We start from the raw sequence: 20916 nt of genomic DNA on the forward strand, positions 1-20916 counted from the left end.
GGCGGCACAGTGGCCGCCTTGTTTATCAACGTGCAATCAGTTTGAAACGCAAAGTTATCCACACAATCTGTGCGTCATTTCACCCCGAGCACTTGCTTTGCACGATCCCAGATCGCCATGCGATCAGTCAGGCCATTGGTGCCGCCATTAATCCGCCGCGTCAGCCCAACAAAATCAGCCGCATCCGCAAACTGATTTAACCCCTTGCTACGCCAAAACCAGCCTGCCGAACGACACGCCAGGCGCGGCGTTTCCAGCTGCTCGGGATCGGCCAGCAGATCCACGCCCAAAGCCTGACCACACGCCCGATAATTATCGGTGCCGGTAATCTGGATTAGGCCGCGCCCCTTGTAGCGCTGGCCATCGCCATCGGCGGCTGGCGTATTGCCCAGACGCTTGGCCAGCGACCCAGTGTCATAGGCTTGACCACTGGCGATCTCTTCCAGCCAGGTAAGCTGGCCAGACTCATGCCCAACCTGCGCCAGAAATGCAGCCACCCGCACCGGCGTATCAATCGCAAACTCAGCCAAGGTGGCATTGATATACGGCAGAAACACCGCCGCACGCTTGCCAGCATTTGGCCAAATCTGGCGCAATTGAATTTCACTCAACTGCATATCAACCCCCATTGATTTTATTGACCTGCTTTTTCAGCCACAGCTCGACAAACTGCGCCCCCACAATCCCCAGCGCCGAGCCGATCGCCATCAAAGCCAAAGGATCGATATGCGGGATCTGGATCAGCGCCGCCCCTGCGATCGCAGTCGTGGCACTCCCCAAGATGGCGCGACCAAAACACAGCCGCACCGTCAGCGCCTCACTGGAAACGAGCAATTTGCCCAAGCCAATACACGCCCCCAACAACAGCAACCAGACAAAATATTTATCGTTTTCTTGCATTGCTACCCTCCCCAGGGCGTAAAAAAACCCGCTTTCGCGGGTGAATCAGGCAACGGCCCTCGTTTTGATAATGGATTACATCGATGCACGATCGGTATGCGCTCAGTCGGATCCCGATACAGATTGCCCAGCTTGTAGCCGATGCGGATATTCCAGCACCGACCAAACAGCGACGGCCAAGTCGCGGCAAACTCGAAGGCTCGCCGCCCTCGCACATCAACCACCCAGCGAAAATGCCAGCCAGGGCGAAACACCGGCAAGCGACCAATCTCGCCAGCGGTGCCCCACTGGCGAATCATTGGGCGATCAAACACCAAACCCAACCAGTGCGAAAACCCAGCACAAGGATTGCGCCACTGCCATAGCACATACGTCCACCAGCATGGCCGATGCGTCGCGCAAAAATTAGCATCACCATTGCAGCCATCCATGCGCGAATCCGGCGTTTGAAACCACCACAGCCAGCGCGGCAGATAGCCATCAGAACGCACAAATAGCGCAATCAGCGGGGCCAGCAGCATGGCCAGCACCGTAAACCCGAGATCTAGCAAAGCCAGCAACGGCCAAAGCACCACCAACCACATATCAAACCCCGCTTAACAATGGCAATTCGGCCAGCAATTGATCAACACCTGGCTTCTGTCGCTTGCCGGACAAAACCAAATCGAGCTGCTCATATACATACGCCCACACCAACGAGCGCCAAGCACGGAACGCCTTGCCATCCCGCTGAAACTTCGGCACGGCAGGCTCATCTGCATAAGACACCGCCGTCTTAATGTCGTCATATCCATGCTCGACAGCAACCGAATCTAAGCGTTCCTGCACCGCACGGGAGTAAACCAGCTTTTCCTGCTCAATTGTCATCGGTGGCGGGTCTACCGCCTCGGGATAACCATCTTTATTTGGCCGAATGATCTTTCCTGACAACTCAAGCTGCAGAAGGCGCTCTTTCTCGGCGGGGGTAACATCAACCGCATCATCGGGAATATCCAAATTCACTCCGACATAATAAAAGCCACCCGTTTTTGCTGAATACTTAATCTCCATACCCCCCCCCTCAATAACCAATCGCAATGTATGAATAACCGGTTGCGGTCGCTACCGCATTGGCGCAATACACCGTTGTCTGCGACAAAGTAGTGCCAGCACTACGCATCACCACTGGCGCCTCAGTCGCTGCCCCATTGTTGCAATGCCCAATAACGGTCGCCAAACGCACATTCGGGAACGTAATCGGCAATGTGGTCACATCCGTAACTGCCCCACTAGAAGCAAAGCTTTTCCCTTGGACAAAATTGACGATCAAATTCCGCTTAACACCAGACACCTTGATTGGGATCTGGAACCAGCCATTTGCCGACAAAACCCCAGTCTGATCAGAAAACGAAGGAGCAATGGCTTGGATTGCTTGCAAGAGCTGGTTATTCACCCCCTCTGTCGGCACCAAGCCACCCGCCACAATCACAGCCAGCAACTCATCCGTCACCGCATTGGCCCACGCCGCTGGATCCAGCGATGCAGGAACGCCCTGCGCCACATCGCCATCACTAAACTTGCCCGCCACCAGCCCGACCCCTGGCACTGTTTTTGGATAATCCATAATCCACCCATTAAAAAACCCGCCGAAGCGGGTGATTGATTAACCGTATTTAAAACGCACCAACGTATCCGCAGGCTTGAGCTTGTTGATCACACACTCAAGCTGGGCATCACCCCAGACTCGGTAGCGCTCACCGATCGGCGCACCCGACCGGCGCACCTTCACTTGCGCTGCAGGCAAATTCATCTGCCACAGAAACTGCCAATCCGTACCACCGTAAGGCTCACCCATACGCCGCCCAAAGCGCCGCGCCCGAAACTCGGTAATCGTGGCATTCGGATACCCCAAAGCCCGCGCCACCCCGATGTAATACGCCCTACTTTGCCCCCCCACCGAAGCCAACTTACCCGCCACCGCGGCACGGCGATCGGCCAGCGTCATCGATGACTGCACACTGCAACTATCAGGCAAGGCGCAAACCCGCTCCCAATCTGGCAGCATTTCCGTCGTTTCATTGGGCGAGGCCTCGCGCAACAGATCCTCAGCACGGGCATGCACCGTCGCAAACGAGCCAGCCAGCACCGCCAACTCTCGCGCCAGCAGCGCGCCATCATCCGCACCCCACGCAGGCCCAGGCGGCAATAGCTGGCGCAGCTGCGCAAAATAATCATCTTGTGTCAGCCGCATCATCAACTCCATGTAAAGCTACCCAGCGTAGCCATCTCGCCAGGCTGCGTCGTGATATTTGCCGTTGGCGCATTCAGCACATGATCAGACTCACCCGTGGCCTGACTGATCGCCTCGCGGATCCGGCTGATCAACACCGTTGCACCAGGCGCGGCATCGCGCAAAAACAATGCAGCTAAACTGGCCTGCACTGCCGCCTTGACCTCTGCAGTAGCTGGCGTGAGCTGAATATTAAAATTCACCGCCTTCGCCACCGGCGACAGCACCGACACCGCCGCTGTGACAGGCCGCACCAGATCAATCGCCGACTGCACCGCCGCGATCTCAGCCGGATCGGGGAAAATGGGCGCATCACCATCGCGCACAAAAAACACACCCACCGTACCCAAGCCCGACCAGTTCGGCTTAACCCATACCCGCGTCACACCTGGCACCGCCTTGGCCCACGCCACATAATCAAAATCTGCCCCGCCATGCGCGGTTTGCCCCCATGCGCTCACCACCCGCGCACGGAAACTGTCGATTTTTTCGGCATCGCTGCCATTGGCCAAACCACCCGCCGCCACCAGCGCAGCTGACTGCACACCAATCACCGGCGACACCAACACCACCCCAGTGCCCGCCGTTGCATTGGCCGCCAACCCTGCCACCTTGGCCGTCACCGCTACCGCTTGCGGCACACTGGTGATGGCGACCTCGGCATTGCTGGCATATTGCTGACCATCAACCCGTTGCCATACCGTGCCAGCCGGAATCACCACCCCGAGCTGGCCTGTTACCGTGAGCGAACCCACCGCAAAACTGGCCGCCGTTGGCACCAAGCCACGATTGAGCCAGCTGCTCGATACCAAACGATCCTCATCGCAAGTATCTGGCAGCAGCTGACGGGCAATCCATTCCAGATAGCCATTTAAGCCGTGCTCGACTGCCGCCTGCACCTTGCCGATCACCGCAATATCCGAGCGGCGAATCTCATCCAGATCCAACCGCGCCAGAATATCGTTCGCAATCCGCTGGTTAATTTGCTCCAATGTTGCGCGACTAAACATGCTGTAATTCCTGCCAGAATTGATCGATCGACCAGCTCAACTGATCGCCATTAATGCGATTGATCACAATCGCTGCCGCCACGCCATCCAGCCCCATGCGCTCGACACGCACATCAATCGAGACTGCCACGCCATCATCAATCAGCCACTGCAATGCCTCGCGGCAATAATCCTTGGCCTGATTGAGCGTTTCTGTCGTGATCTTGGCGCGGGCCAGTAACCACAAGCGACTGCCGAGCTTATCGCCACCAGCTGCTAGCGCATCGCCCCAAAATCCTTGCAAGGGCTGATCTTTTGGCACATCGCCAGGCTCAGCGCGCCGCCAACTAAACAGCGAGATCAGCACCGCCCGATTGAGCCGCGCCAGCTCGGGATCATCTGGCGCAGCTGCCTCACCATTGACCGATAAAATTAGCTCCATCACATCCCCTGACTTGGCCCAGATCCGCCGTGATTGTGGCCGTTGTACGTAGTTCGCATACCCTTCATGGTTTTTGCGCCACCTTGATCAGCCACATCGCCACCCGCCACCACATCACCCGTGGTTTGCACTTTTGGGCTATTGATCTGCACTTTGGTGGCGGCGTTAATCACCAGCTGATCGGTATTGATCTCCATGATCTTGCCGCGCTTGAGCACAATGCTCTGCCCCTGATCGTCATAAATGGCGACCTCGCCAGGCGCTAACCCTTTGAGCCGATAGCGGCGATCAGCACAAGCAATCACGACCCCATGCCGCCGATCACCACCCAAAAAAATGGCCAGCGATTCAGCGCCAGCCAAAGGGTTTGCCGTCAAACCATACGACTCAAAATGCTCGATATTGTCTTTTGGCTCATCCGCCAACAATTCAAGCTGCAGCGACTGCATCTTGAGCGCCGAATTGGCCAGCGCCACCACGCCTCGCGTCACCATGCCACTGATCTGCCGTGACAATGGGGCGAGCATTTTTGAAACCATCCGCTGCATAAACCCTCACTTTGGTGCATTCATCCAAACGAATTCGGCATTGGTCGGCAACTTACTATCTTTACCCTTGCGCGACTTTTTATCATCTGCCGAACCATCATCATCGCGCTTGGCATAGCCCGACGCTGGGGCCAGCGTCAGCACTGAGCGCATCCCCTCATTGCTCAAGCTGTATGTCACCTCAGTGATCAGCAGCTCATCATCAAAGCCAACCACCTCATCGAGCACCCAGACCCGCGTATTTGGCCGCCATAGCTGGCCAGCCTCATCGCGCCAACCTTGCACCGTGTATGTAGATTTCAGCGACTGCGCAAAGCGATAGGCCTGCTCGAACTCCACCCGCGTTTTGCAATCCGCGTTTGTCGCCTGCCCTTGCATCGATATCGCCAACACCCGCTTGCGCTTAATCGTGCCATCCTTACTGGTAGCACTGATCTGGGTTTTAGCGGCACCAGACTGATCGTCATCACCCGCAGCTTGGCCACGGGCAATGTATTCAGAAAAGCGATCCTTAAAATCCAGCCCCGCATCACACTCAAGGATGTTTTTACCCAGCTCGATACGCGTGGCCACTTTCTCACCAGGTACACGAATCAATACCAACTCACCCGCTGGGCTGTCCGTCGCCCAGATCTGCTTAGGCTTGAGCAATTTGTCGATCGCCTCGAATACCGTTTCAGTCGGATCCAGCTGCCAATCGGCAATCGCGGCACCCGTATCAACACTGGCCAGCACACTCACGCCGTATTCAGCCGCCAAGGCCTTGGCGATCGCCTCTAACTTTTGCCCCCGATACTGCCGCGCCCCAAGGCAGGCACAATCAACCAGATCCGCCGTTTTGCTACGCCCCGACACCCCTACCGACACCGAGCTGGCGTCATAACGCACCGGCGTGGCATCCACAAACCCCGTCAACACCTTATCGCTGCCGATATACAACTCACACTTGGCACCGGCAGCAATTTGCCGCACGGCAGCACCGCCAGCCGCTGGCCAGCGATCAGTGACTTCCAGCGTAAAATCACGCGCTACCCGCTCGATACCAGCGGTTATGCTGACCGACTTCCAGCCGACAAAATCACGACCATCGACCGTCAGCCGTACCGTGTTTTGATCTGTCATTTTTCCAGCACCTTTAATGGCTCAACTGGCACAAAGCCAGGATGCACCAAGCCATTACGCTGCACGATCTCATCACCGCGGAGCGCATTCCCATACAAGCGATACGCAGTAAGCACCGCAGGCTCAACCTCGGGCGGCAGCACCTCAACCAAGCGCACGGCATCACGCTGCGCAGCCTTGATACCCTGCACCGTATTGGCTCGAACACTCGATAAAACCAAGCGTCTAGCCTCATACGTCGCACCGTGCGACTCCTCTGCATCGAGCTGGGCAATCACATCCTTACGCAATTGCTCTGCGTCCTGATGCACCACCACAACCGGCTTGGCCGCCACACTTGCACCCACCGACCCCGCCGCCACACTCACTGCAATGACAGGCGCTTGCACTCGCGGTAAATCCGAAGCCACCCGCGAAACGGACGCCAGCACCGCCGAGCGATGCAAGCGATCAATGGCCTGATTATTTCGCTCCAAGGCCACCAGATTGGGCGGCGCAGCAGGCGGTAATTTAGCCACCGGCGAGCGCGTCTTTTCTGACTGGCGCAATAGTCCACCTAACTGGCCATACACATCTTTACCCGCCCCCCACAACCCCAAAGAATCAGGCTCAAACATTGCAAAATAGCGATCGACCAACACCAACGGATTTTTAAGCAAGGCTGGCCAGTCATGCACGATATCGACACCCGCCTTGATCAACCCAACGCCAAGATGGATATTTTCATTCAAGCGATCCATCGCTGCTTTTTCTAAATCTGGCGTGCCAACATCGATGTCACTGGCAAAATCCAGCGCTTCACCCGCCTGCAGATCCGCCGCCAATCCCGCACCCGCCGCCCCAAAATTCGCCTGGCTAGTCGGAAAAGCCAGCTCACCGGCCTCGGTAAACGACAAAGAGAAACGCGCCATGCGCCCCTCTTCCTTGGTTTCCGAGTAGCGAAACTCACCAGCAAACACCTTGAGCGAACCTAAGCGCGGATGGATCAGCTCACCCTCGCCAGACTGCTCTAATGCTGCCAGCAGCTGATCGCGCTTTTGTGCATAGTCATCACCCAGCACATAGCCATTGATCGTGATCGAGCGAGCCTTACGCCCCAGATCCTCGACAAAGGGCTTGTCGCGCTGCGGGTATTCATTCACCTGCAGGCGACGACCACCCGACATATCACCGTCATCAAATAAAAACCCGACCCCGCGAAACGAGGCCGGGCGTAGATTGTCGCGCCAGCTGGACATGCTCTTTCCTTTTAACCGCCTAAATACGCCGAGCGATACCCCACATCCGGATTAATCGCCACCCCACCTTGTTTAGCTGCAGGCGCATCGACCCGCATACCAGGCGGCGCATTATCAAAGCGCACATTAATTTCACCATTGACGCGAGACTGGCCAGCGCCGACTAGATTAGGCCGACGCGCTGGCGAGCCAAGCAAATCAGGTCGAGCTGCACCGTACTGCGTTTGCGGCGCTGCAAGCACATCAGGCCGCGACGCACCGTACTGAGCAGTGCCACCATTAATTTGCACATCACCCATCACGGGGCCATTTTTCCAGTCAAAGGCCTTCATGATTGGCTCAATCATGGTTTTGACCCGATCCCACAAGCCCTTAAAGTAAGCCACTAACGGCTCCCAGTTTTTCATGATCAACCCAAGCGGCGTCCAACTAAACGCCAACTTAAACCACTCAAACAAAGTGCCCGCATTAGCCTGAATCGACTGCCAAACCCCAACAAACCACGCCTTGATTGGCTCCCAGTTTTTGTAAACCAGATAGGCCGCGCCAGCCAGCAACCCAACCGCCGCCACCACCGCCAACACAATCGGATTGGCTGCAGTAAAGATCGTAAAGGCTAGCGCCGCCACTCGTAGTGCAGCCAACGTGCGCGACAACATCACCCCGATTCGCACCAACTTAAACAGAGCACCGCCCAGCGACAACACCGCGCCTACGGTTTGCACCGTGGCCAGCACCAACGGCCCTGCCATAATGGCCGCCGTCAGCTTAAATAAATTCCCCCAACCGCCGACCGCATCACGCACCTCAACCACCATACCGGCAAAGGATTGAGCAGCCTTCCAGGCTTCTTTCAAACCATCGACCAACTGGCCACCAATGGTTTGCGCCATTTTCTGCAGCTCACCCGACGCCGCCATTTGATTGAGCCGATCTAGCGCCGCTGATAGCTTATTTTTCAGCCAATCAAACGCTCCTGACTGCATCACCATCAGACTAAAGCGTGACAACTGATCCTGCAGATTGGACATCAAGCCTGACCACGACCCCGACAGCTTATCCATCGCCCCCGCATAGCGATCATTCCAGATCGCCATCAAGGTGGACTGGATCATTTGTCGATCAGTGGCTTTGGCCTTGGCCACCCGCTGCTTGCCCGCCTTATCGACATACGAATACAGAATCGTGCTGCCGCTTTTACTTGCGGTAATACCAAATTCTTTCAGCCGTTCATTTTCACCTGTGACCGCATCAGCCAAGGCCTCGACAGCCTGATTCAAGTCCTTACCCATTGCGGCAGCGGTATCACCGAGCACGCGCAGGGTTTGCCCCTTAATGGGATCGACACCATATGATTTGAGCTTCACAAAGGCATCCGTCACCCCCGCCAGCTCATACGGCGTTTTGGCCGCAAAAGTGCTAATCCAATCCATCGAGCTTTTAGCCTTCGCAGCACTACCCTCAATGGTTTCTAACACCAGGCTAAACTTTTCAAACTCAGCCGTAGTATCGAGCATGGACTTACCCGCAAAAGCAGCCATACCCCCTACCGCAGCAAAGGGCAGCGCCGCTTTGGCCATATTGCCCAAGCCCTTGCCAATGCCCGCAAATTTCTGCGACACCTTGGCCACATCAGCCATGACCTTTTTCAGCTCAGGGCTAATGTGATTAACCGCCATCAAGACGGCCTTTAACTCAAACTGCGCCATTACTCGCCACCCCTTTGTTTTTCAGCCAGTCGGCAAGCCTGAAATTCCAGTCGCAAATACTGGCCAATGGGCTTGGCCAGCACTGCGTCCGGATCTTTACGCCAGAAATACGCGACCTCATACATATCGTCGATTAGCTGGCCTGCAGTTCGCTCCCCGACCCAGCGGCGAAAAAACCCGCTAGCGCCATCCCGATCTGCCACACATCAGAAGGATGCATTGCGCGAACCGCCGACTCAGGCACATCACCCAGACGGACAATCCACTGATGCAACACTTTTGGGCTGAGTTTCATGACAGGATCACCACTCGGCCCTTGAGCTGGATAAAAAGGATAATCGCCAATCTCTTCCACCAACTCACCCGTCGGCTCAGCCAGTTCGAGCTTGCTAACCAAGCTCTCAAACGCCTGCACCGACTTACGAAGCGGAAAACTTTGCCACACCACTTTTTGACTCATTGCCAATTACCCCGCATGCCCGTGAATTCCAGCTCAACCTCGCCTTCATCACCTTTAACACTGGCCTCGTTACTCAACCAAGCACCACCGAGCGTATAGATCGTGCCATCGGCAAATTCAGCCTGAATCGACAAGTCGTCATCGTTTGCCAACTTGTCCTTGTCCAGCTGAGTCACCAATGCAGTGACTTTCACCACTGGCGCGATCGGGCTTTCCTTGTAACCTGCCACCCCCGCACTATCCATCACCGGCTCGCGTTTTTTATCGTTCAAAGGCGCTTCCAAGCCGCCCTTGATTCGGATTTGCTGGCCACCTACTTTGACAAAGCAGGTGCCAGCCAGTCGTTTACTGGCCATGCCCCATTACCCCTTATGCATTGCCTGCGTACTGCAGGCGGAATTGATTGAGAACAGCGAACACGCGCAGCTGATTGATGTAATCAGGCGGGAACAGCACATCCAAGCGGTTTGGATCAGTCGCATTGCGCTCGACGATCAGGTTTTTGGCAAACAGCTTGCTGTTTTCGACAATGCCCTCGTATTCGAGCGCGTCGTATTCGTCGATCAGCTCACCACGCACCATGCCTGGCGTCACAATCGCCGCCCCTGCGCTAAAGCGCGTGCCATCATCGGCCAGCTTGTGACGCGGGAATTTTTGCGTAATGCGATAACGAAGCCGGCGCAGCACATAGGCCGACGTGAACAGCGTTTCAGAATCGCGATAGCTGCCATCGGCTTGGCCAAAGCTGTTTTTCTGGTAAGTCGTGACTGCACGATCAATCGCCACCGCACCGTTACGAGTTACGCAGCACGCCAGACCATAAGTCAGTAAAGATTGACGCTCACTGAACAACCAGCGACCACCCACCGGCGCAGGCAATACCCCCTGCAGCACCAATGTTTGCGTAGGCCGCGCTGGGTCAATGCGCAAACTCGACGCATTTTGTGCCGTAAACGCAGATGCAAACTCCCAGCACGGCGTCGGCACCGTTGGCTCGATCGGCGCAATCGTATGGTGCGGATCGTTCCGCGCTTGGCCAAACGTCACAAGCGTGGCCAGTGAGCCGCGCTTGGCGCTATACACATGGCCATACACTTGGCGCGTCCACGACCAACGGCCAGCCACATCATTGAGCTCGGCACCGATCGCATCCAGATTGGCGCTATCGGTATAGGGATGCACGATCCAATCGAATTCATCATCACCCAGGGCAGAAATCACCGTGGACAACAACGGATCCGTCGCCCCTGCCGTACCCGCAGCAAACGCGACCGTCACACCGCCAGGCGTAGTTTCGCCACCAGCCTGACCACGATAGTTGGCGCCAACCTGAATATCGGCACCCGTTGCACCTTTCCACTTGCAAGTCCACGTCACCACCCCAGCTGCAGGCGTCGCGGTCACTGGCAGATCAACCGCCGCAGTGATTGCATTGGCAAACGCAGTGGCTTGAATCGTTGGCGTATCACCCACCGCTACCGCTGCCTGCACGCGCTGGCCAGCAATATAGATATTGTGCGTACCCGCCGCCGTGGCATTGCCCGTGAACGTGATCGTGCCGGTTTGCTGCACACCCGCCGCGTTATCGGCAATCGGCAAGCACCACACCTCACCGTACAGATCATTTTTGCGCCAGGTTTCATACATCCGCGCCAGCATTGAGCCAACACCAAACAGCGCCTTGGCCTGCGCCAAGTTGCCCACCAAAATGGGCACACCCGCTGCAGCACTACCCGCAGCGAGCTTTTGGCCAATCAGCAAAGCACGCTGATTATTCACAAACGCATTGGCCGCGCTGTTATCCATTTCGGCATAAAAAAGCGGCACTAAGGCCGCCGCGATTTGATTAAAAGGCACCGTCATTGCTTAGGCTCCTTAGTGGTTTGCAATTGCACATCGCCATCATTCAAACGGCGCTGCCAATACTGGTTATCAGGCACCTCGGCACCCTCTGGAGGCAAAAAGCCGCCCCGCTCCGGATCTGGCACATGCAGACCGGCACTTGGTTTTACTTTCATTTAATGCTCCTACGTTTGAGGAAGAGTCACACGAAGCTGCGCCTCAATCTTTCCGTCAGGACCGATTGGGGCACGGTTTTTATCAACTGGATCGATACAATCGACCTTGATATGAATTGAAGTGAGCACCGGCAGCGCATCATCACGATCCTTGAGCCAGGTATCATCGTGATCGAGCACATACGGACACGAAAATTCGTACTGATACACCAGACGGGCGCGATCCAGATCGACCAGACTGCCGCCCGTGTAAACAATGGCGTCGTGATTGGGCGGATCCCAACCCAGCAAGGCCTTAAAAATCTGCCCCCTGATCACATCGAGCTGGGCCAGCGCACTCTGGCCAGCCTCATCGCTGGTGTTATCCAGAAACACCACCACCGCAAAGCTGACATCGACCGACTGCGCATAACCGTTTGCGTCGCGGTTATCATCGGGCTTTTCATCCATTGGGATTACATACGCGGCAGGCACAGGCAAATGACTGTACTCGCGCAAATCCTCAATCGATGCCGTACCGCCCACACGCTGGGCGAACAGCGGCACACGGCCTCGCAGAGCCGCGATCACATCGAGCAAAAGCATGGGGATTACCTGAGTTTGGGTTTGAGCGCCCGCTTGACCGAATCTGCGATCGTGCGCTGCACAGTAGTTCGCCGCGCATCGAGCGCATCGACGATATAGTTATTGCGCGGGGCGATACGCCAGCCGCTGCCATTGGCTTGCTGTTTTTTATGATCCTTGCGGCGCTTGGCACCGCGACGCACCCCGTAATACAGATACGCCCAGTAAAAATCCTTCATGCCAGCGATTTTTTTGTGCTCGATCACCGCCATAAAGCCGGATCGAGACACCTTGTAACCCAGCGAGCGATACAGCTTGCCCGTTTGCTTGCCAGGATTTTCACCGGCACTGGAGCGCACTTTGCTGGCGATCAGCGCCCGCGCCGCCTTGCGCACATCCTGACCCGCATGGCGCATGCCTTTGCGGATCTCTTTCTTATCAAAATCAATGCCGCGAAAGCCCTGCAACGAGCCGCTTACTTTGAAATCAGCCATGCAATTCTTTCGCCTCGACGATCGTAAAGCGACGGCGATCCTCCCAGTCCGTCACCCGCATCACGCGATGCGTTTTGCCCTGGTACACAATTTCGTGATCCACCGTCACATCCGTGCGATACCGCACCCAAAAGCGATGCGTTGCCACATCATCCAATTGCTGGCCATCTTGTGGCTTACCGCTGGCCATGATTTCAACCTTGGCCCACAACGGCACTTCGCCCGAGTAACTAGCCGACATGCCAAACGCGCCGACAGGCACATCCTGCCGCTTACGCAATGTGATACGGCGATTTAGCTCACCAATCTGCCCACGCTTTAAGCCCATAGCTACACCCGCACCACAACATAAGGATCCAACAGCGCATCGACATAAGTGCGCGGCAATTCTTCCACCGGCACATCCCTGATCGGCTCGCGGTTTTCATACGCCATCGATACGCGCAGCATGATCCAGTTTTGAATATCCTCCGGCACCGGATTCATCCCCGCAGTACACGTCACCTGCACCGCATTCCATGCCGTGGCCAGACTTGGCCAACCCGACGCAGGCGGAAAAAACTGCGGCGACACCGGATGCGGGCAAAAATCGATACCGGACAAGGTTTGCAGCACCTTGTTTGGATCAAGATATTTCACACTGGCAATGGCCGACACCGGACTCATTGGCAGCACACCACCAAAGAAGCTCGACTCATCCACCCGAAACGTGCGCTCAGCAATCACGCGCCCCGTAATGTGCTCAGCAGTGCGCCGCGCAGCGCGGATCAGCATGCCGATAAACACATCCTCATCGCTGTAATCGATGCGCAAATACTGCTTCATGCTGGCCAGCGATACCGGCTCAACAGCTGGCGAAGATAATTCGGTAATCATGACCGTTACCCATAAAAAAGCCCGCGCTAGGCGGGCATCACACACAGATAAACATAAGCTCACACATGCCGACCTCATGATCGGCATTAGTCAACTTACGCCGACTTAGATCCTGCTTTTTTGGCAGCCGCTTTCTCACCATCACCCTCGACAACCTCGGGCTCAGACTCAACCAACTCGGCAAAGCCACCATCGACCAGATCAGTCGCTTCCTGCTCATCAACCTCGATCACGCTGCCAGGAAAGGCAACGCGCTTGGCATCGGCCAAGGTTGTCAACATTTTTACCTTTTTCATAAATCACCCAATCAAACTGGTTGACGGCGGCAATCACCACCAATGATGACCGCGCTAGACACCGCGCCAGTCGTTGCACCGGCAATCGTGAATGAAGCACGCAAATAACGCTTCACACCCAAATAGCCTACCTTTTGCACACTATTTGCCACCATATTGGACAAAGTACCCGTCATATTCGCCGCAGCAACGGGCGTAAATGTTGAGTTATCGTCCGACTCTTGCAGCACTGGCGTGTGCGTACCATCAGTGATCGCCCCCATCTCAAACACAGCAGCAATGCTGTTGTAATTGACGGTATCAATCCCAGTGCCAGTCGCGGTTGCGATACGTGCAGCAGGCGGCAAAGACTGCTGAAAATCCAGAATATTGCGAATATCTTGCATGATTTTTCCCAAAAAAAAGGCCACCCCAAAGGGGCGACCATTGCGCCAAAAAATTACGCCAATTTCACACGGGCAAACGCTTCTGGCAGCACTGGAGCACCATCACACTCCAAGCGACCGATATAACCCGTCTGATTTGTTTCCGCATACAGCTCTTTGAGCACCTGAATTTGCATATCCAGCGCATCAACGATCCAGTAGTGCTCCCAATTGGCCAGCACGCCGACGTACTTGCCCGTAGTAAAGGTATTCGGCACGTATTCGGACATATCCACCGGCAGGCCGAGCACCATATCTGGCTCACCTTCTTTACGGCTTGGATTCCACAGGTATTGCCCAGTGGTATCTTTCAAGGTGGCGATCTGACCAATCGCATCACGACTGAACAACCAACGCGCCTTTTTCTGATGCTGCGATTTCAAGGCGTACTTAGCACGGATCAGGCCATCAAAGCCAATCGAAGTCGCGGTATTACCATTGCTAATATCGCGTGAAGTTGGAATACCGGCATTGTGCGGCGTGAACACCCCCAGCGGCTGGCTTGCACCCGAGCCCAACAAGAATGCTTTTTCCTGCGTAATGCCGAACTTATACGCCAGACGCATCGCCACCAACTGATCGATGTTCATTGCAGCGTTATTGAGCAGCTTGTTGCTGACTTTCAAACGCTTGGCCAGCGCACTAGCCATCAGCTCACGCTTACCAAACGACATCAAACCATCTTCGTTGCCCGTCTGAATTTCACTAGTCCAATCTGCATCTGCCGGATCATTTTCCAAGGTCGGCACACCCAGGCTAGCCGCTTTATTGATCTTGAACTTGGTGGCGTACTGACGAATAAATACTTCGTCATCCACACCCTTGAGCAAAATATCTGCAAACTGCTCAGATGCCACCAAGAAGCCACCATTAGGCGACGAATCGGCATTCAAGGCACGCAACTGCGCCTCACCCAAACCACGCAAACCGCCCGCCAGATACGTCTGAAATGCCGAGCGATACTCACCAGTGCCACGCACCGAAGTGGGCGCAGGATCACTACCCTGACGGCCACCACGCTGCTCAGGATCAAAGCCGCCGCCTGACGCCAACTCACGCTCTAAATCAGCCTGACGCTCTTCGGTTTTAATTTGACGACCCAAATCTTCCTGCGCCGCCCACAGTTTGTCGTACTCGGCTTGCTCATCAGCATTAAGCGAGCGCTTTTCAGACTCAGCCTTATCCAACAGGCCACGAGACTGAGCTACCAACGCACCACGCTGGGTGCGCAATTCTTTCAATTTCTTAGACATCGGGGTTCTCCGCTACAAATGAAAAACCCCGCTGTGAAAGCGGGGTTCGTTAAGGTACTACTGGTTAAAAAATTAGGGTATTCGTATTTCGTGGTTGTTAAGCTTAAAATTTTCAATACCATTAACCGACAGACGGTGATTAAATAGCTTGCATGTTCGCAATCGCGAACATATAATTACTACATGGATTCGCGATTGGCGCGAGCCAGCTTAAGGAGCAAATACCATGAAAACAGTTCAATTTTCCCCGCTGACTAAAAAAGGTCGTGAAGGTCAAACTTTACGCATTCCTGCCGACGCTGAATTCCTGCTGCAAAATCCTGATTACACTGTTTTTGTGAATTGTGGTTACTACGGTGAAGAACGCCGTGTGTTCTCTTGGCAAGGCGCGGTTACGTTTTTCAATCAAAAAAGAGCTTAACAATGACCCCCGCAGAACTCAAAACCCTGCGGGAATCTCTTGGGATTCCCGTTGCTTGGCTGGCAGAGCAAGCCAACGTACAGCGTCGCACTGTTGAATATTGGGAAGCTGGTCGCTCAATCGTTCCCGCTGATGTAGCTGAATTGCTGATTAAACTGGATCAACAATTTGACCGCGCCGCCGAGCAAGCCTTTCAAGTCGCTCAAGAAAAAACTTCGCAATACGGCCAGCCTCAAGCTGTTGAACTGCGCCGCTATCGCACCGATGCAGCGTTGTGGCAGGCTCGGCAAGACATGCAGGGTTTGCCTGTAACCGCTCACGCTGTACTGTTAAATCGGTCAAGAAAATTGCTAGAAAAACAGGGTTACGCAGTCAGAATTGATTATGCTGATAATTAATAGATTTTAATACCACTTCAAATTTATCAACCACGGAATACGGATACCCAAAAATTAAAGCTCGGCCTCAACCAAATCGAGCCGCATCCGGCGCAATGCCAGATCATGATCAGCGGGCGGCTGCTCACTTGCCCGCGCTGCCGCAAAACCATCCAAGGCCCGCGCCGAAACATCCGTTTGTGAATACGCCGGAAACGTCACCGGACTCACCTCAAACAAATCCACCTCAAGCAACGTGCGGATCCACTCGCCATCCACCTTGTCCCAGCGATCAGAGATCGTGGCAAACGCAAAAGACATCTGATCGACATCACCCCGCTGCATGCTCACCATGAGATCGCGGGCATACTGCGTATCTGGCGGATCAATCTCAATTGCCAAGCCCTTAGAATCTTCACGCAAGCGCAAAGTACCCGCGCCACGTCGCCCCAACACATAATCAGTGTTGTGATTCCACAAGGCACGCTGATCAAGTTTTTGAATCGTCTTGGCGAATGCACCTGGCGCGATCCGCTCACGAAAACCACCTAGATCTTCACTGAGCTGATCAAAAACCGCCGCATGACCCTGAATTAGCGCCGCGACACCCTCGCTACGCTGCTCAACCTTGATGCTATCCACCGTAAAGCCACGGCATTCACGCTGCGAAAGCGCCTGATTAGGACTGGGCATCACCTTTTTCCTTATCTGTATTGACGATCATCTGGCCTTTACTGGCCAAATAGGCATCCAATTTATCCAACGGAATCGTATTCAACGGGATCATATGGCTATCCAACCCTTCGATCCGGTCCATGTTTTCACGCTCTCGCGCCTCATTCGGCGTCATCCAGGTAGAGGCGATCGCAGTGCGATAGCCTTCCACACGGCTTTTGAAGTCACCTCGCAGCAAGCCATCTACCAAAAACTCGAAGTAGTATTTTTTCGACTCCGACTCACCCAGCAGATCACGACTAGCCGCCTGCTCGATGCGCACCAGCCAAGGCCGCAGCGAATGAACGACAAAATCAATGCTTTGCTGCTCAATATTGCTAAAAGTCGCTTTGGCCAAATCCCCGATCATATGGGGAGGCACCCGAAAAATACGGGCGATCTCGGCGACCTGAAATTGGCGAGTCTCCAAGAACTGCGCCTCATCCGCCGTCATGCCGATGCGCGTATATTCCATGCCCTCTTCGAGAATCATGGTTTTGTGGGCGTTTTCTGTACCGGCATACTTGTCTTGCAATGACTTTTGCAAGCGCTCAAACGCCGCATCAGATAACTGCTTTGGATGGCGAACAAACCCCCCCACTTGAGCACCATTGCTAAACAACCGCGCACCGTGCTCTTGCGTCGCCATCGCTAAGCCAATCGCCTCACAATGCAGCGCCACAGGCGACATACCCACCAATCCATCACTACTCAGCCCGCGCCAGTGATGCACCTCATCCGCCAGCAAATACTCGCGCTCACCCGATGGCTTGGTATAGAGATAGCAAATATGCTCACGACCATCGCTACCCTCATACAAAAATGGCCGCACGCGATCGGGATGCAACGGCACCAACTCGGCCACACCACGCCCACCAGTGCTAATGATCCGGCTGTATGCATTACCCCGCAGCAGCACATGGGCCATCATCATCTCGCGCCATTCAAAGCTGGTTTGCCAGCGATTAGGCCGATCATGTAGCACCGAGTACAAAGGATGCTCTGTCGCTCGCCGCTTGCCATTCTCGGTACGCTGGTACAAAAACAGCGGCAGACTTGCCACCGACTCAGCCAGCACCCGCACGCATGCATACACCGCAGCAACACGCAAAGCCGTATCAGCCGTTACCATTTGGCCACTTGCCGTAGCCAGCGATCCGCCAAACGCGATCGACAGTGGATTTGCTCCGACGCCCCCATACTTGAGCTTGCCAGGCGGGGAACTACTCCCCCGCGTAAACCAATTGAACAATCTCATATCACGCGTATCCCTCTTTGCTCATACACACTGCTGTCATCCTCGCCAAACAAGGCGCGATTGAGCGCCATCACCGTTGCCACGATGCCGTCAATACGATCCCGCGATTTCTTTTTGTTAGGCCGATAGTTGTCATTGGTATCCGTTAAGAGCACCACATTGCCCGCATTCCAGCGTAGGACCGGATGGCCGCCGTGACGGATCCGGCCTGACAGAACCAAGCCCTCCAAATGCTTGGTGGGCGCAGTGAGCATCTGAAAGTTTTGCGGGATTTTGACCATCACCACATCATCCGCCGCCAGCTCAGTAGCCAGCTTGGCGGCATTCCATTCGTCGTAGGCGACTTCCTGCAGATCAAAATCACGCGCATCCTGCAGCACTTGTTGCCGAATCAGCTCTTGATCGACCACATTGCCAGGCGTGGCGATGATGTAGCCCTGCCGATGCCATGCGGCATACGGCACCCGATCTTTAATCTCGCGCCGTTGCATGTTTTCCTCAGGCACAAAGAAGCGTGGCAACACATACCAATTCGGATCATTACCCACCGGCGGAAACACCAGTACCCAAGCCGTTAAGTCCGTAGTGCTGGCCAGATCCAAGGCCCCAAAACACGCACGCCCGTGCAGTGTTGTTTCATCAAATACTGCCGAGCCTTTGTCCCAATCATCCAGATTGAGCCAGGCTTCGACTTGCTGCGTCCAAACGTTGAGGCGCTTGGTAAGAAAGTTAAACAAGGCAGCGGGAACTTGGGCAGCCTTACGTGCAGCGTCTCGCAGCTCCTCGATGAACACGGAAACTCCGAGATTAGGATTAGCTTTTCCCCAATGCTGTTCATCGCGCCAATCATCTTCGGCATCAAGTGTGTAGATAACACCACCAAAAGAATCGTCATCCGTCGTACCCTCCAAAATATCGATCAGGTATTTGCGCTGCTCTAAGCAGATCGAGCCTTCCTGGTTAAACCCTGCCGTAGTGATCGCGCACATCAAACTATTGCGCCGCGCACCCCGCGCCGTATCGAGCACATCCCATAACTCCCGACTCGGGTGGGCGTGCAGCTCATCGACGATCGCGCCATGCACATTCAAACCGTCCGCCGTTTTGGCATCAGCCCCCAGCGGCACGTATTTATTCGACGTGCCCGCAATAAACAGCTTGTTGTTATGACTGGTGATCAGCTGGCGCAGGCCTGGCGATTGCCGCACCATCATTTCTGACTCGGCGTGGGTAATCTTGGCCTGCTCTAACTTCGTCGCTGCCGTATAAACCTCGGCACCAGGCTCTTTGTCAGCCGCAAACAGATACAAGCCGATGCCTGATAACTTGGTGGACTTGCCGTTTTTACGGGCGACCTCCTCATACCAGGTACGAAAGCGCCGCGTGCCATCGACACGCCGCCAGCCAAACGTGACCGCAATCCAGAATTGCTGCCACGGCTGCAATGCGATCGTCTGGCCAGCCCACTGGCCTTTACTCTGGCGGCAGTGTTTCTGGATAAAGTCGATTACATGCTGGGCGTGGGCAATGTTAAACACCAAGCCACGCTCACCCGCCTCGCGCAGATCACGAAAGTGCCGCTCGACGGCCAAACGGGTATAGCGGCAGGCATTGATCGTGCCCGCGAGCACATCCAGCCCGTACTGATCCCAGCCTTGCAGCTGGTAGGCCGTGGGAATTAATCCGGCCGATCCCCGATGAAGCCCAGAATCTCGGCCAGCTCGGGGCTGACGATCTTGCCCTTGCTGATTGCTTTGTTCTTGGCGCATGAGTAAACCGTCATCCCGTTTTTCTTGAGTAAGTCCCGTATTTGTTTGGCAATCTTGGCGCGGTTATAACTGGCGCTGACCTCGTAGGTGCGCCCCGATTCTTTGGCCTCGGCAAACACCTTGCCTTTGTTTTCGCTAATCCAATCCTTGCAGTCCTGCCAATCCGCGATCGCTGCACACAGCAGGCCTAGCGAAATACCCGCCGTAGAAAAATCAAAGCCGCTGGGTTCAAGCAGCGGCAGCAATTCCTTCCATATCTTTTTTTCTTTCGGGCGCATCGTCCACGGTGGGGGCAATGGCATTAAGTTGGCACTGGATTGATCCAGCTGGCCAATCAGCTCGAACGGGCTAAACAGATCATCCTGCCGAGACAGGCGATCGATCACGCGGATCTGCGCAACCGACAAAACCGTTAAGCCGGTTTGATCCAGATCCCGTAGGACTTCGACCCGCGCCCGGCGCTCGGCCCGCGATTCGTCGGATTCCAGCGAGCCGCCGTTGGCATCTTCGTCATACCGAAAGCCAGCAACGTGGACCGCATCAGCGTGATCGCGCCAGCTGTCGATCTTGTCGGCTAGCAAGGCCAGCGACATCAGCGCCGACTGGTAATCCATCTTCGCCTGGTCAAGCGCATCGATCAGATATTTCCAAATCGTGCGAGATCTGCGAGATTCTAAAAACTTGGGCGGGCGCACCTCAACCTTGGAGCCGCCCGCTTTCTGGGTTTCCTGCCCCATGGCGACCTCCAAAGCGTAAATTCAGCAAAAACAACAA

General features: G+C 55.1%; 29 protein-coding genes. 2 read left to right on the top strand and 27 right to left on the bottom strand.

What is annotated here, in order from left to right; translation table 11 throughout:
• Window positions 1-74: 74 nt before the first annotated feature.
• From HZU75_RS04120 to HZU75_RS04230, 23 genes are all read right to left on the bottom strand, one after another.
• Complete coding sequence (locus tag HZU75_RS04120; protein ID WP_180307911.1) at window positions 75-617, bottom strand: glycoside hydrolase family 19 protein; 543 nt, start codon at window positions 615-617, stop codon at window positions 75-77.
• Between the two features lies 1 nt (window position 618).
• On the bottom strand, window positions 619-900 hold the full coding sequence (locus tag HZU75_RS04125; protein ID WP_180307912.1) for a phage holin family protein: 282 nt from the start codon (window positions 898-900) through the stop codon (window positions 619-621).
• 2 nt (window positions 901-902) lie between these two features.
• On the bottom strand, window positions 903-1484 hold the full coding sequence (locus tag HZU75_RS04130; protein ID WP_180307913.1) for a DUF7338 family protein: 582 nt from the start codon (window positions 1482-1484) through the stop codon (window positions 903-905).
• Between the two features lies 1 nt (window position 1485).
• Window positions 1486-1950 carry a hypothetical protein gene (locus HZU75_RS04135; protein ID WP_180307914.1) on the bottom strand — a complete coding sequence of 155 codons (465 nt, stop codon included), beginning with the start codon at window positions 1948-1950 and terminating at the stop codon, window positions 1486-1488.
• A gap of 10 nt (window positions 1951-1960) precedes the next feature.
• A complete protein-coding gene (locus tag HZU75_RS04140) occupies window positions 1961-2503 on the bottom strand; it encodes a gp53-like domain-containing protein (RefSeq protein ID WP_180307915.1) in 543 nt (180 codons plus the stop codon).
• A 39-nt stretch (window positions 2504-2542) separates the two neighbouring features.
• Window positions 2543-3133, bottom strand: a complete 591-nt coding sequence (locus HZU75_RS04145) for a YmfQ family protein (protein ID WP_180307916.1) — start codon at window positions 3131-3133, stop codon at window positions 2543-2545.
• Window positions 3133-4179 carry a baseplate J/gp47 family protein gene (locus HZU75_RS04150; protein WP_180307917.1) on the bottom strand — a complete coding sequence of 349 codons (1047 nt, stop codon included), beginning with the start codon at window positions 4177-4179 and terminating at the stop codon, window positions 3133-3135. The genes HZU75_RS04145 and HZU75_RS04150 overlap by 1 nt, the downstream gene beginning before the upstream one ends.
• Window positions 4172-4600 (bottom strand): phage GP46 family protein, encoded by a 429-nt coding sequence (locus HZU75_RS04155; RefSeq protein WP_180307918.1) that lies wholly within the window; start codon window positions 4598-4600, stop codon window positions 4172-4174. Before HZU75_RS04155 ends, HZU75_RS04150 begins: the two co-directional genes overlap by 8 nt.
• Window positions 4600-5127, bottom strand: a complete 528-nt coding sequence (locus HZU75_RS04160) for a phage baseplate assembly protein V (RefSeq protein ID WP_180307919.1) — start codon at window positions 5125-5127, stop codon at window positions 4600-4602. The genes HZU75_RS04155 and HZU75_RS04160 overlap by 1 nt, the downstream gene beginning before the upstream one ends.
• Before the next feature lie 27 nt (window positions 5128-5154).
• Complete coding sequence (locus HZU75_RS04165) at window positions 5155-6270, bottom strand: phage baseplate assembly protein (RefSeq protein ID WP_180307920.1); 1116 nt, start codon at window positions 6268-6270, stop codon at window positions 5155-5157.
• The gene (locus HZU75_RS04170) at window positions 6267-7508 is read right to left on the bottom strand and encodes a DNA circularization protein (RefSeq protein ID WP_180307921.1); all 1242 of its coding nucleotides are present in this window, start codon (window positions 7506-7508) and stop codon (window positions 6267-6269) included. The genes HZU75_RS04165 and HZU75_RS04170 overlap by 4 nt, the downstream gene beginning before the upstream one ends.
• Before the next feature lie 11 nt (window positions 7509-7519).
• Window positions 7520-9217: a tape measure protein gene (locus tag HZU75_RS04175; protein ID WP_180307922.1), complete on the bottom strand. Its 1698-nt coding sequence runs from the start codon at window positions 9215-9217 to the stop codon at window positions 7520-7522.
• A 133-nt stretch (window positions 9218-9350) separates the two neighbouring features.
• Window positions 9351-9677 carry a phage tail assembly protein gene (locus HZU75_RS04180; protein WP_180307923.1) on the bottom strand — a complete coding sequence of 109 codons (327 nt, stop codon included), beginning with the start codon at window positions 9675-9677 and terminating at the stop codon, window positions 9351-9353.
• Complete coding sequence (locus HZU75_RS04185) at window positions 9674-10033, bottom strand: phage tail tube protein (protein WP_180307924.1); 360 nt, start codon at window positions 10031-10033, stop codon at window positions 9674-9676. The genes HZU75_RS04180 and HZU75_RS04185 overlap by 4 nt, the downstream gene beginning before the upstream one ends.
• A 13-nt stretch (window positions 10034-10046) precedes the next feature.
• Complete coding sequence (locus tag HZU75_RS04190) at window positions 10047-11540, bottom strand: phage tail sheath subtilisin-like domain-containing protein (RefSeq protein WP_180307925.1); 1494 nt, start codon at window positions 11538-11540, stop codon at window positions 10047-10049.
• Window positions 11537-11695 (bottom strand): DUF2635 domain-containing protein, encoded by a 159-nt coding sequence (locus HZU75_RS04195; RefSeq protein WP_180307926.1) that lies wholly within the window; start codon window positions 11693-11695, stop codon window positions 11537-11539. The genes HZU75_RS04190 and HZU75_RS04195 overlap by 4 nt, the downstream gene beginning before the upstream one ends.
• A 9-nt stretch (window positions 11696-11704) precedes the next feature.
• Window positions 11705-12280, bottom strand: coding sequence for a phage tail terminator protein (locus tag HZU75_RS04200; RefSeq protein WP_180307927.1), 576 nt, complete (start codon window positions 12278-12280; stop codon window positions 11705-11707).
• A gap of 5 nt (window positions 12281-12285) precedes the next feature.
• Window positions 12286-12753: a hypothetical protein gene (locus HZU75_RS04205; RefSeq protein WP_228028186.1), complete on the bottom strand. Its 468-nt coding sequence runs from the start codon at window positions 12751-12753 to the stop codon at window positions 12286-12288.
• On the bottom strand, window positions 12746-13081 hold the full coding sequence (locus HZU75_RS04210) for a phage head closure protein (protein ID WP_180307928.1): 336 nt from the start codon (window positions 13079-13081) through the stop codon (window positions 12746-12748). The genes HZU75_RS04205 and HZU75_RS04210 overlap by 8 nt, the downstream gene beginning before the upstream one ends.
• 2 nt (window positions 13082-13083) lie before the next feature.
• Entirely contained in the window at window positions 13084-13629 is a 546-nt protein-coding gene (locus tag HZU75_RS04215) for a head-tail connector protein (protein WP_180307929.1), read from the bottom strand.
• Between the two features lie 95 nt (window positions 13630-13724).
• Entirely contained in the window at window positions 13725-13925 is a 201-nt protein-coding gene (locus HZU75_RS04220) for a hypothetical protein (protein ID WP_180307930.1), read from the bottom strand.
• Between the two features lie 11 nt (window positions 13926-13936).
• Window positions 13937-14311, bottom strand: a complete 375-nt coding sequence (locus tag HZU75_RS04225; protein WP_180307931.1) for a hypothetical protein — start codon at window positions 14309-14311, stop codon at window positions 13937-13939.
• Between the two features lie 53 nt (window positions 14312-14364).
• Entirely contained in the window at window positions 14365-15603 is a 1239-nt protein-coding gene (locus HZU75_RS04230; protein ID WP_180307932.1) for a phage major capsid protein, read from the bottom strand.
• 226 nt (window positions 15604-15829) lie between these two features.
• Between HZU75_RS04230 and HZU75_RS04235 the strand changes: the two genes are divergently transcribed.
• Window positions 15830-16024, top strand: coding sequence for a hypothetical protein (locus HZU75_RS04235; protein ID WP_180307933.1), 195 nt, complete (start codon window positions 15830-15832; stop codon window positions 16022-16024).
• A gap of 2 nt (window positions 16025-16026) precedes the next feature.
• The gene (locus HZU75_RS04240) at window positions 16027-16422 is read left to right on the top strand and encodes a helix-turn-helix domain-containing protein (RefSeq protein WP_180307934.1); all 396 of its coding nucleotides are present in this window, start codon (window positions 16027-16029) and stop codon (window positions 16420-16422) included.
• Window positions 16423-16476: 54 nt separating this feature from the next.
• Here the strand turns inward: HZU75_RS04240 and HZU75_RS04245 are convergent, their stop codons facing one another.
• From HZU75_RS04245 to HZU75_RS04260, 4 genes are read right to left on the bottom strand one after another with little or no spacing between them, the layout of a single operon-like run.
• A complete protein-coding gene (locus HZU75_RS04245; protein WP_180307935.1) occupies window positions 16477-17094 on the bottom strand; it encodes an HK97 family phage prohead protease in 618 nt (205 codons plus the stop codon).
• Window positions 17081-18373 (bottom strand): phage portal protein, encoded by a 1293-nt coding sequence (locus tag HZU75_RS04250; protein ID WP_180307936.1) that lies wholly within the window; start codon window positions 18371-18373, stop codon window positions 17081-17083. The genes HZU75_RS04245 and HZU75_RS04250 overlap by 14 nt, the downstream gene beginning before the upstream one ends.
• On the bottom strand, window positions 18370-20142 hold the full coding sequence (locus tag HZU75_RS04255) for a terminase large subunit (RefSeq protein ID WP_180307937.1): 1773 nt from the start codon (window positions 20140-20142) through the stop codon (window positions 18370-18372). Before HZU75_RS04255 ends, HZU75_RS04250 begins: the two co-directional genes overlap by 4 nt.
• Entirely contained in the window at window positions 20052-20879 is an 828-nt protein-coding gene (locus HZU75_RS04260; protein ID WP_180307938.1) for a P27 family phage terminase small subunit, read from the bottom strand. The genes HZU75_RS04255 and HZU75_RS04260 overlap by 91 nt, the downstream gene beginning before the upstream one ends.
• Between the last annotated feature and the right edge of the window lie 37 nt (window positions 20880-20916).

The sequence above is a fragment of the Chitinibacter fontanus genome (assembly GCF_013423785.1).
GTDB lineage: Bacteria > Pseudomonadota > Gammaproteobacteria > Burkholderiales > Chitinibacteraceae > Chitinibacter > Chitinibacter fontanus.

Bases quoted from the DNA above. Each gene is read 5' to 3' on its own strand.
- HZU75_RS04225 (WP_180307931.1), bottom strand. From the start codon at position 14,311: ATGCAAGATATTCGCAATATTCTGGATTTTCAGCAGTCTTTGCCGCCT.
- HZU75_RS04215 (WP_180307929.1), bottom strand. From the start codon at position 13,629: ATGATTACCGAATTATCTTCGCCAGCTGTTGAGCCGGTATCGCTGGCC.
- HZU75_RS04210 (WP_180307928.1), bottom strand. From the start codon at position 13,081: ATGGGCTTAAAGCGTGGGCAGATTGGTGAGCTAAATCGCCGTATCACA.
- HZU75_RS04235 (WP_180307933.1), top strand. From the start codon at position 15,830: ATGAAAACAGTTCAATTTTCCCCGCTGACTAAAAAAGGTCGTGAAGGT.
- HZU75_RS04240 (WP_180307934.1), top strand. From the start codon at position 16,027: ATGACCCCCGCAGAACTCAAAACCCTGCGGGAATCTCTTGGGATTCCC.
- HZU75_RS04195 (WP_180307926.1), bottom strand. From the start codon at position 11,695: ATGAAAGTAAAACCAAGTGCCGGTCTGCATGTGCCAGATCCGGAGCGG.
- HZU75_RS04125 (WP_180307912.1), bottom strand. From the start codon at position 900: ATGCAAGAAAACGATAAATATTTTGTCTGGTTGCTGTTGTTGGGGGCG.
- HZU75_RS04130 (WP_180307913.1), bottom strand. From the start codon at position 1,484: ATGTGGTTGGTGGTGCTTTGGCCGTTGCTGGCTTTGCTAGATCTCGGG.
- HZU75_RS04250 (WP_180307936.1), bottom strand. From the start codon at position 18,373: ATGAGATTGTTCAATTGGTTTACGCGGGGGAGTAGTTCCCCGCCTGGC.
- HZU75_RS04160 (WP_180307919.1), bottom strand. From the start codon at position 5,127: ATGCTCGCCCCATTGTCACGGCAGATCAGTGGCATGGTGACGCGAGGC.
- HZU75_RS04245 (WP_180307935.1), bottom strand. From the start codon at position 17,094: ATGCCCAGTCCTAATCAGGCGCTTTCGCAGCGTGAATGCCGTGGCTTT.
- HZU75_RS04165 (WP_180307920.1), bottom strand. From the start codon at position 6,270: ATGACAGATCAAAACACGGTACGGCTGACGGTCGATGGTCGTGATTTT.
- HZU75_RS04155 (WP_180307918.1), bottom strand. From the start codon at position 4,600: ATGGAGCTAATTTTATCGGTCAATGGTGAGGCAGCTGCGCCAGATGAT.
- HZU75_RS04205 (WP_228028186.1), bottom strand. From the start codon at position 12,753: ATGGCTGATTTCAAAGTAAGCGGCTCGTTGCAGGGCTTTCGCGGCATT.
- HZU75_RS04150 (WP_180307917.1), bottom strand. From the start codon at position 4,179: ATGTTTAGTCGCGCAACATTGGAGCAAATTAACCAGCGGATTGCGAAC.
- HZU75_RS04170 (WP_180307921.1), bottom strand. From the start codon at position 7,508: ATGTCCAGCTGGCGCGACAATCTACGCCCGGCCTCGTTTCGCGGGGTC.
- HZU75_RS04230 (WP_180307932.1), bottom strand. From the start codon at position 15,603: ATGTCTAAGAAATTGAAAGAATTGCGCACCCAGCGTGGTGCGTTGGTA.
- HZU75_RS04260 (WP_180307938.1), bottom strand. From the start codon at position 20,879: ATGGGGCAGGAAACCCAGAAAGCGGGCGGCTCCAAGGTTGAGGTGCGC.
- HZU75_RS04200 (WP_180307927.1), bottom strand. From the start codon at position 12,280: ATGCTTTTGCTCGATGTGATCGCGGCTCTGCGAGGCCGTGTGCCGCTG.
- HZU75_RS04145 (WP_180307916.1), bottom strand. From the start codon at position 3,133: ATGATGCGGCTGACACAAGATGATTATTTTGCGCAGCTGCGCCAGCTA.
- HZU75_RS04120 (WP_180307911.1), bottom strand. From the start codon at position 617: ATGCAGTTGAGTGAAATTCAATTGCGCCAGATTTGGCCAAATGCTGGC.
- HZU75_RS04175 (WP_180307922.1), bottom strand. From the start codon at position 9,217: ATGGCGCAGTTTGAGTTAAAGGCCGTCTTGATGGCGGTTAATCACATT.
- HZU75_RS04135 (WP_180307914.1), bottom strand. From the start codon at position 1,950: ATGGAGATTAAGTATTCAGCAAAAACGGGTGGCTTTTATTATGTCGGA.
- HZU75_RS04255 (WP_180307937.1), bottom strand. From the start codon at position 20,142: ATGCGCCAAGAACAAAGCAATCAGCAAGGGCAAGATCGTCAGCCCCGA.
- HZU75_RS04180 (WP_180307923.1), bottom strand. From the start codon at position 9,677: ATGAGTCAAAAAGTGGTGTGGCAAAGTTTTCCGCTTCGTAAGTCGGTG.
- HZU75_RS04185 (WP_180307924.1), bottom strand. From the start codon at position 10,033: ATGGCCAGTAAACGACTGGCTGGCACCTGCTTTGTCAAAGTAGGTGGC.
- HZU75_RS04140 (WP_180307915.1), bottom strand. From the start codon at position 2,503: ATGGATTATCCAAAAACAGTGCCAGGGGTCGGGCTGGTGGCGGGCAAG.
- HZU75_RS04220 (WP_180307930.1), bottom strand. From the start codon at position 13,925: ATGAAAAAGGTAAAAATGTTGACAACCTTGGCCGATGCCAAGCGCGTT.
- HZU75_RS04190 (WP_180307925.1), bottom strand. From the start codon at position 11,540: ATGACGGTGCCTTTTAATCAAATCGCGGCGGCCTTAGTGCCGCTTTTT.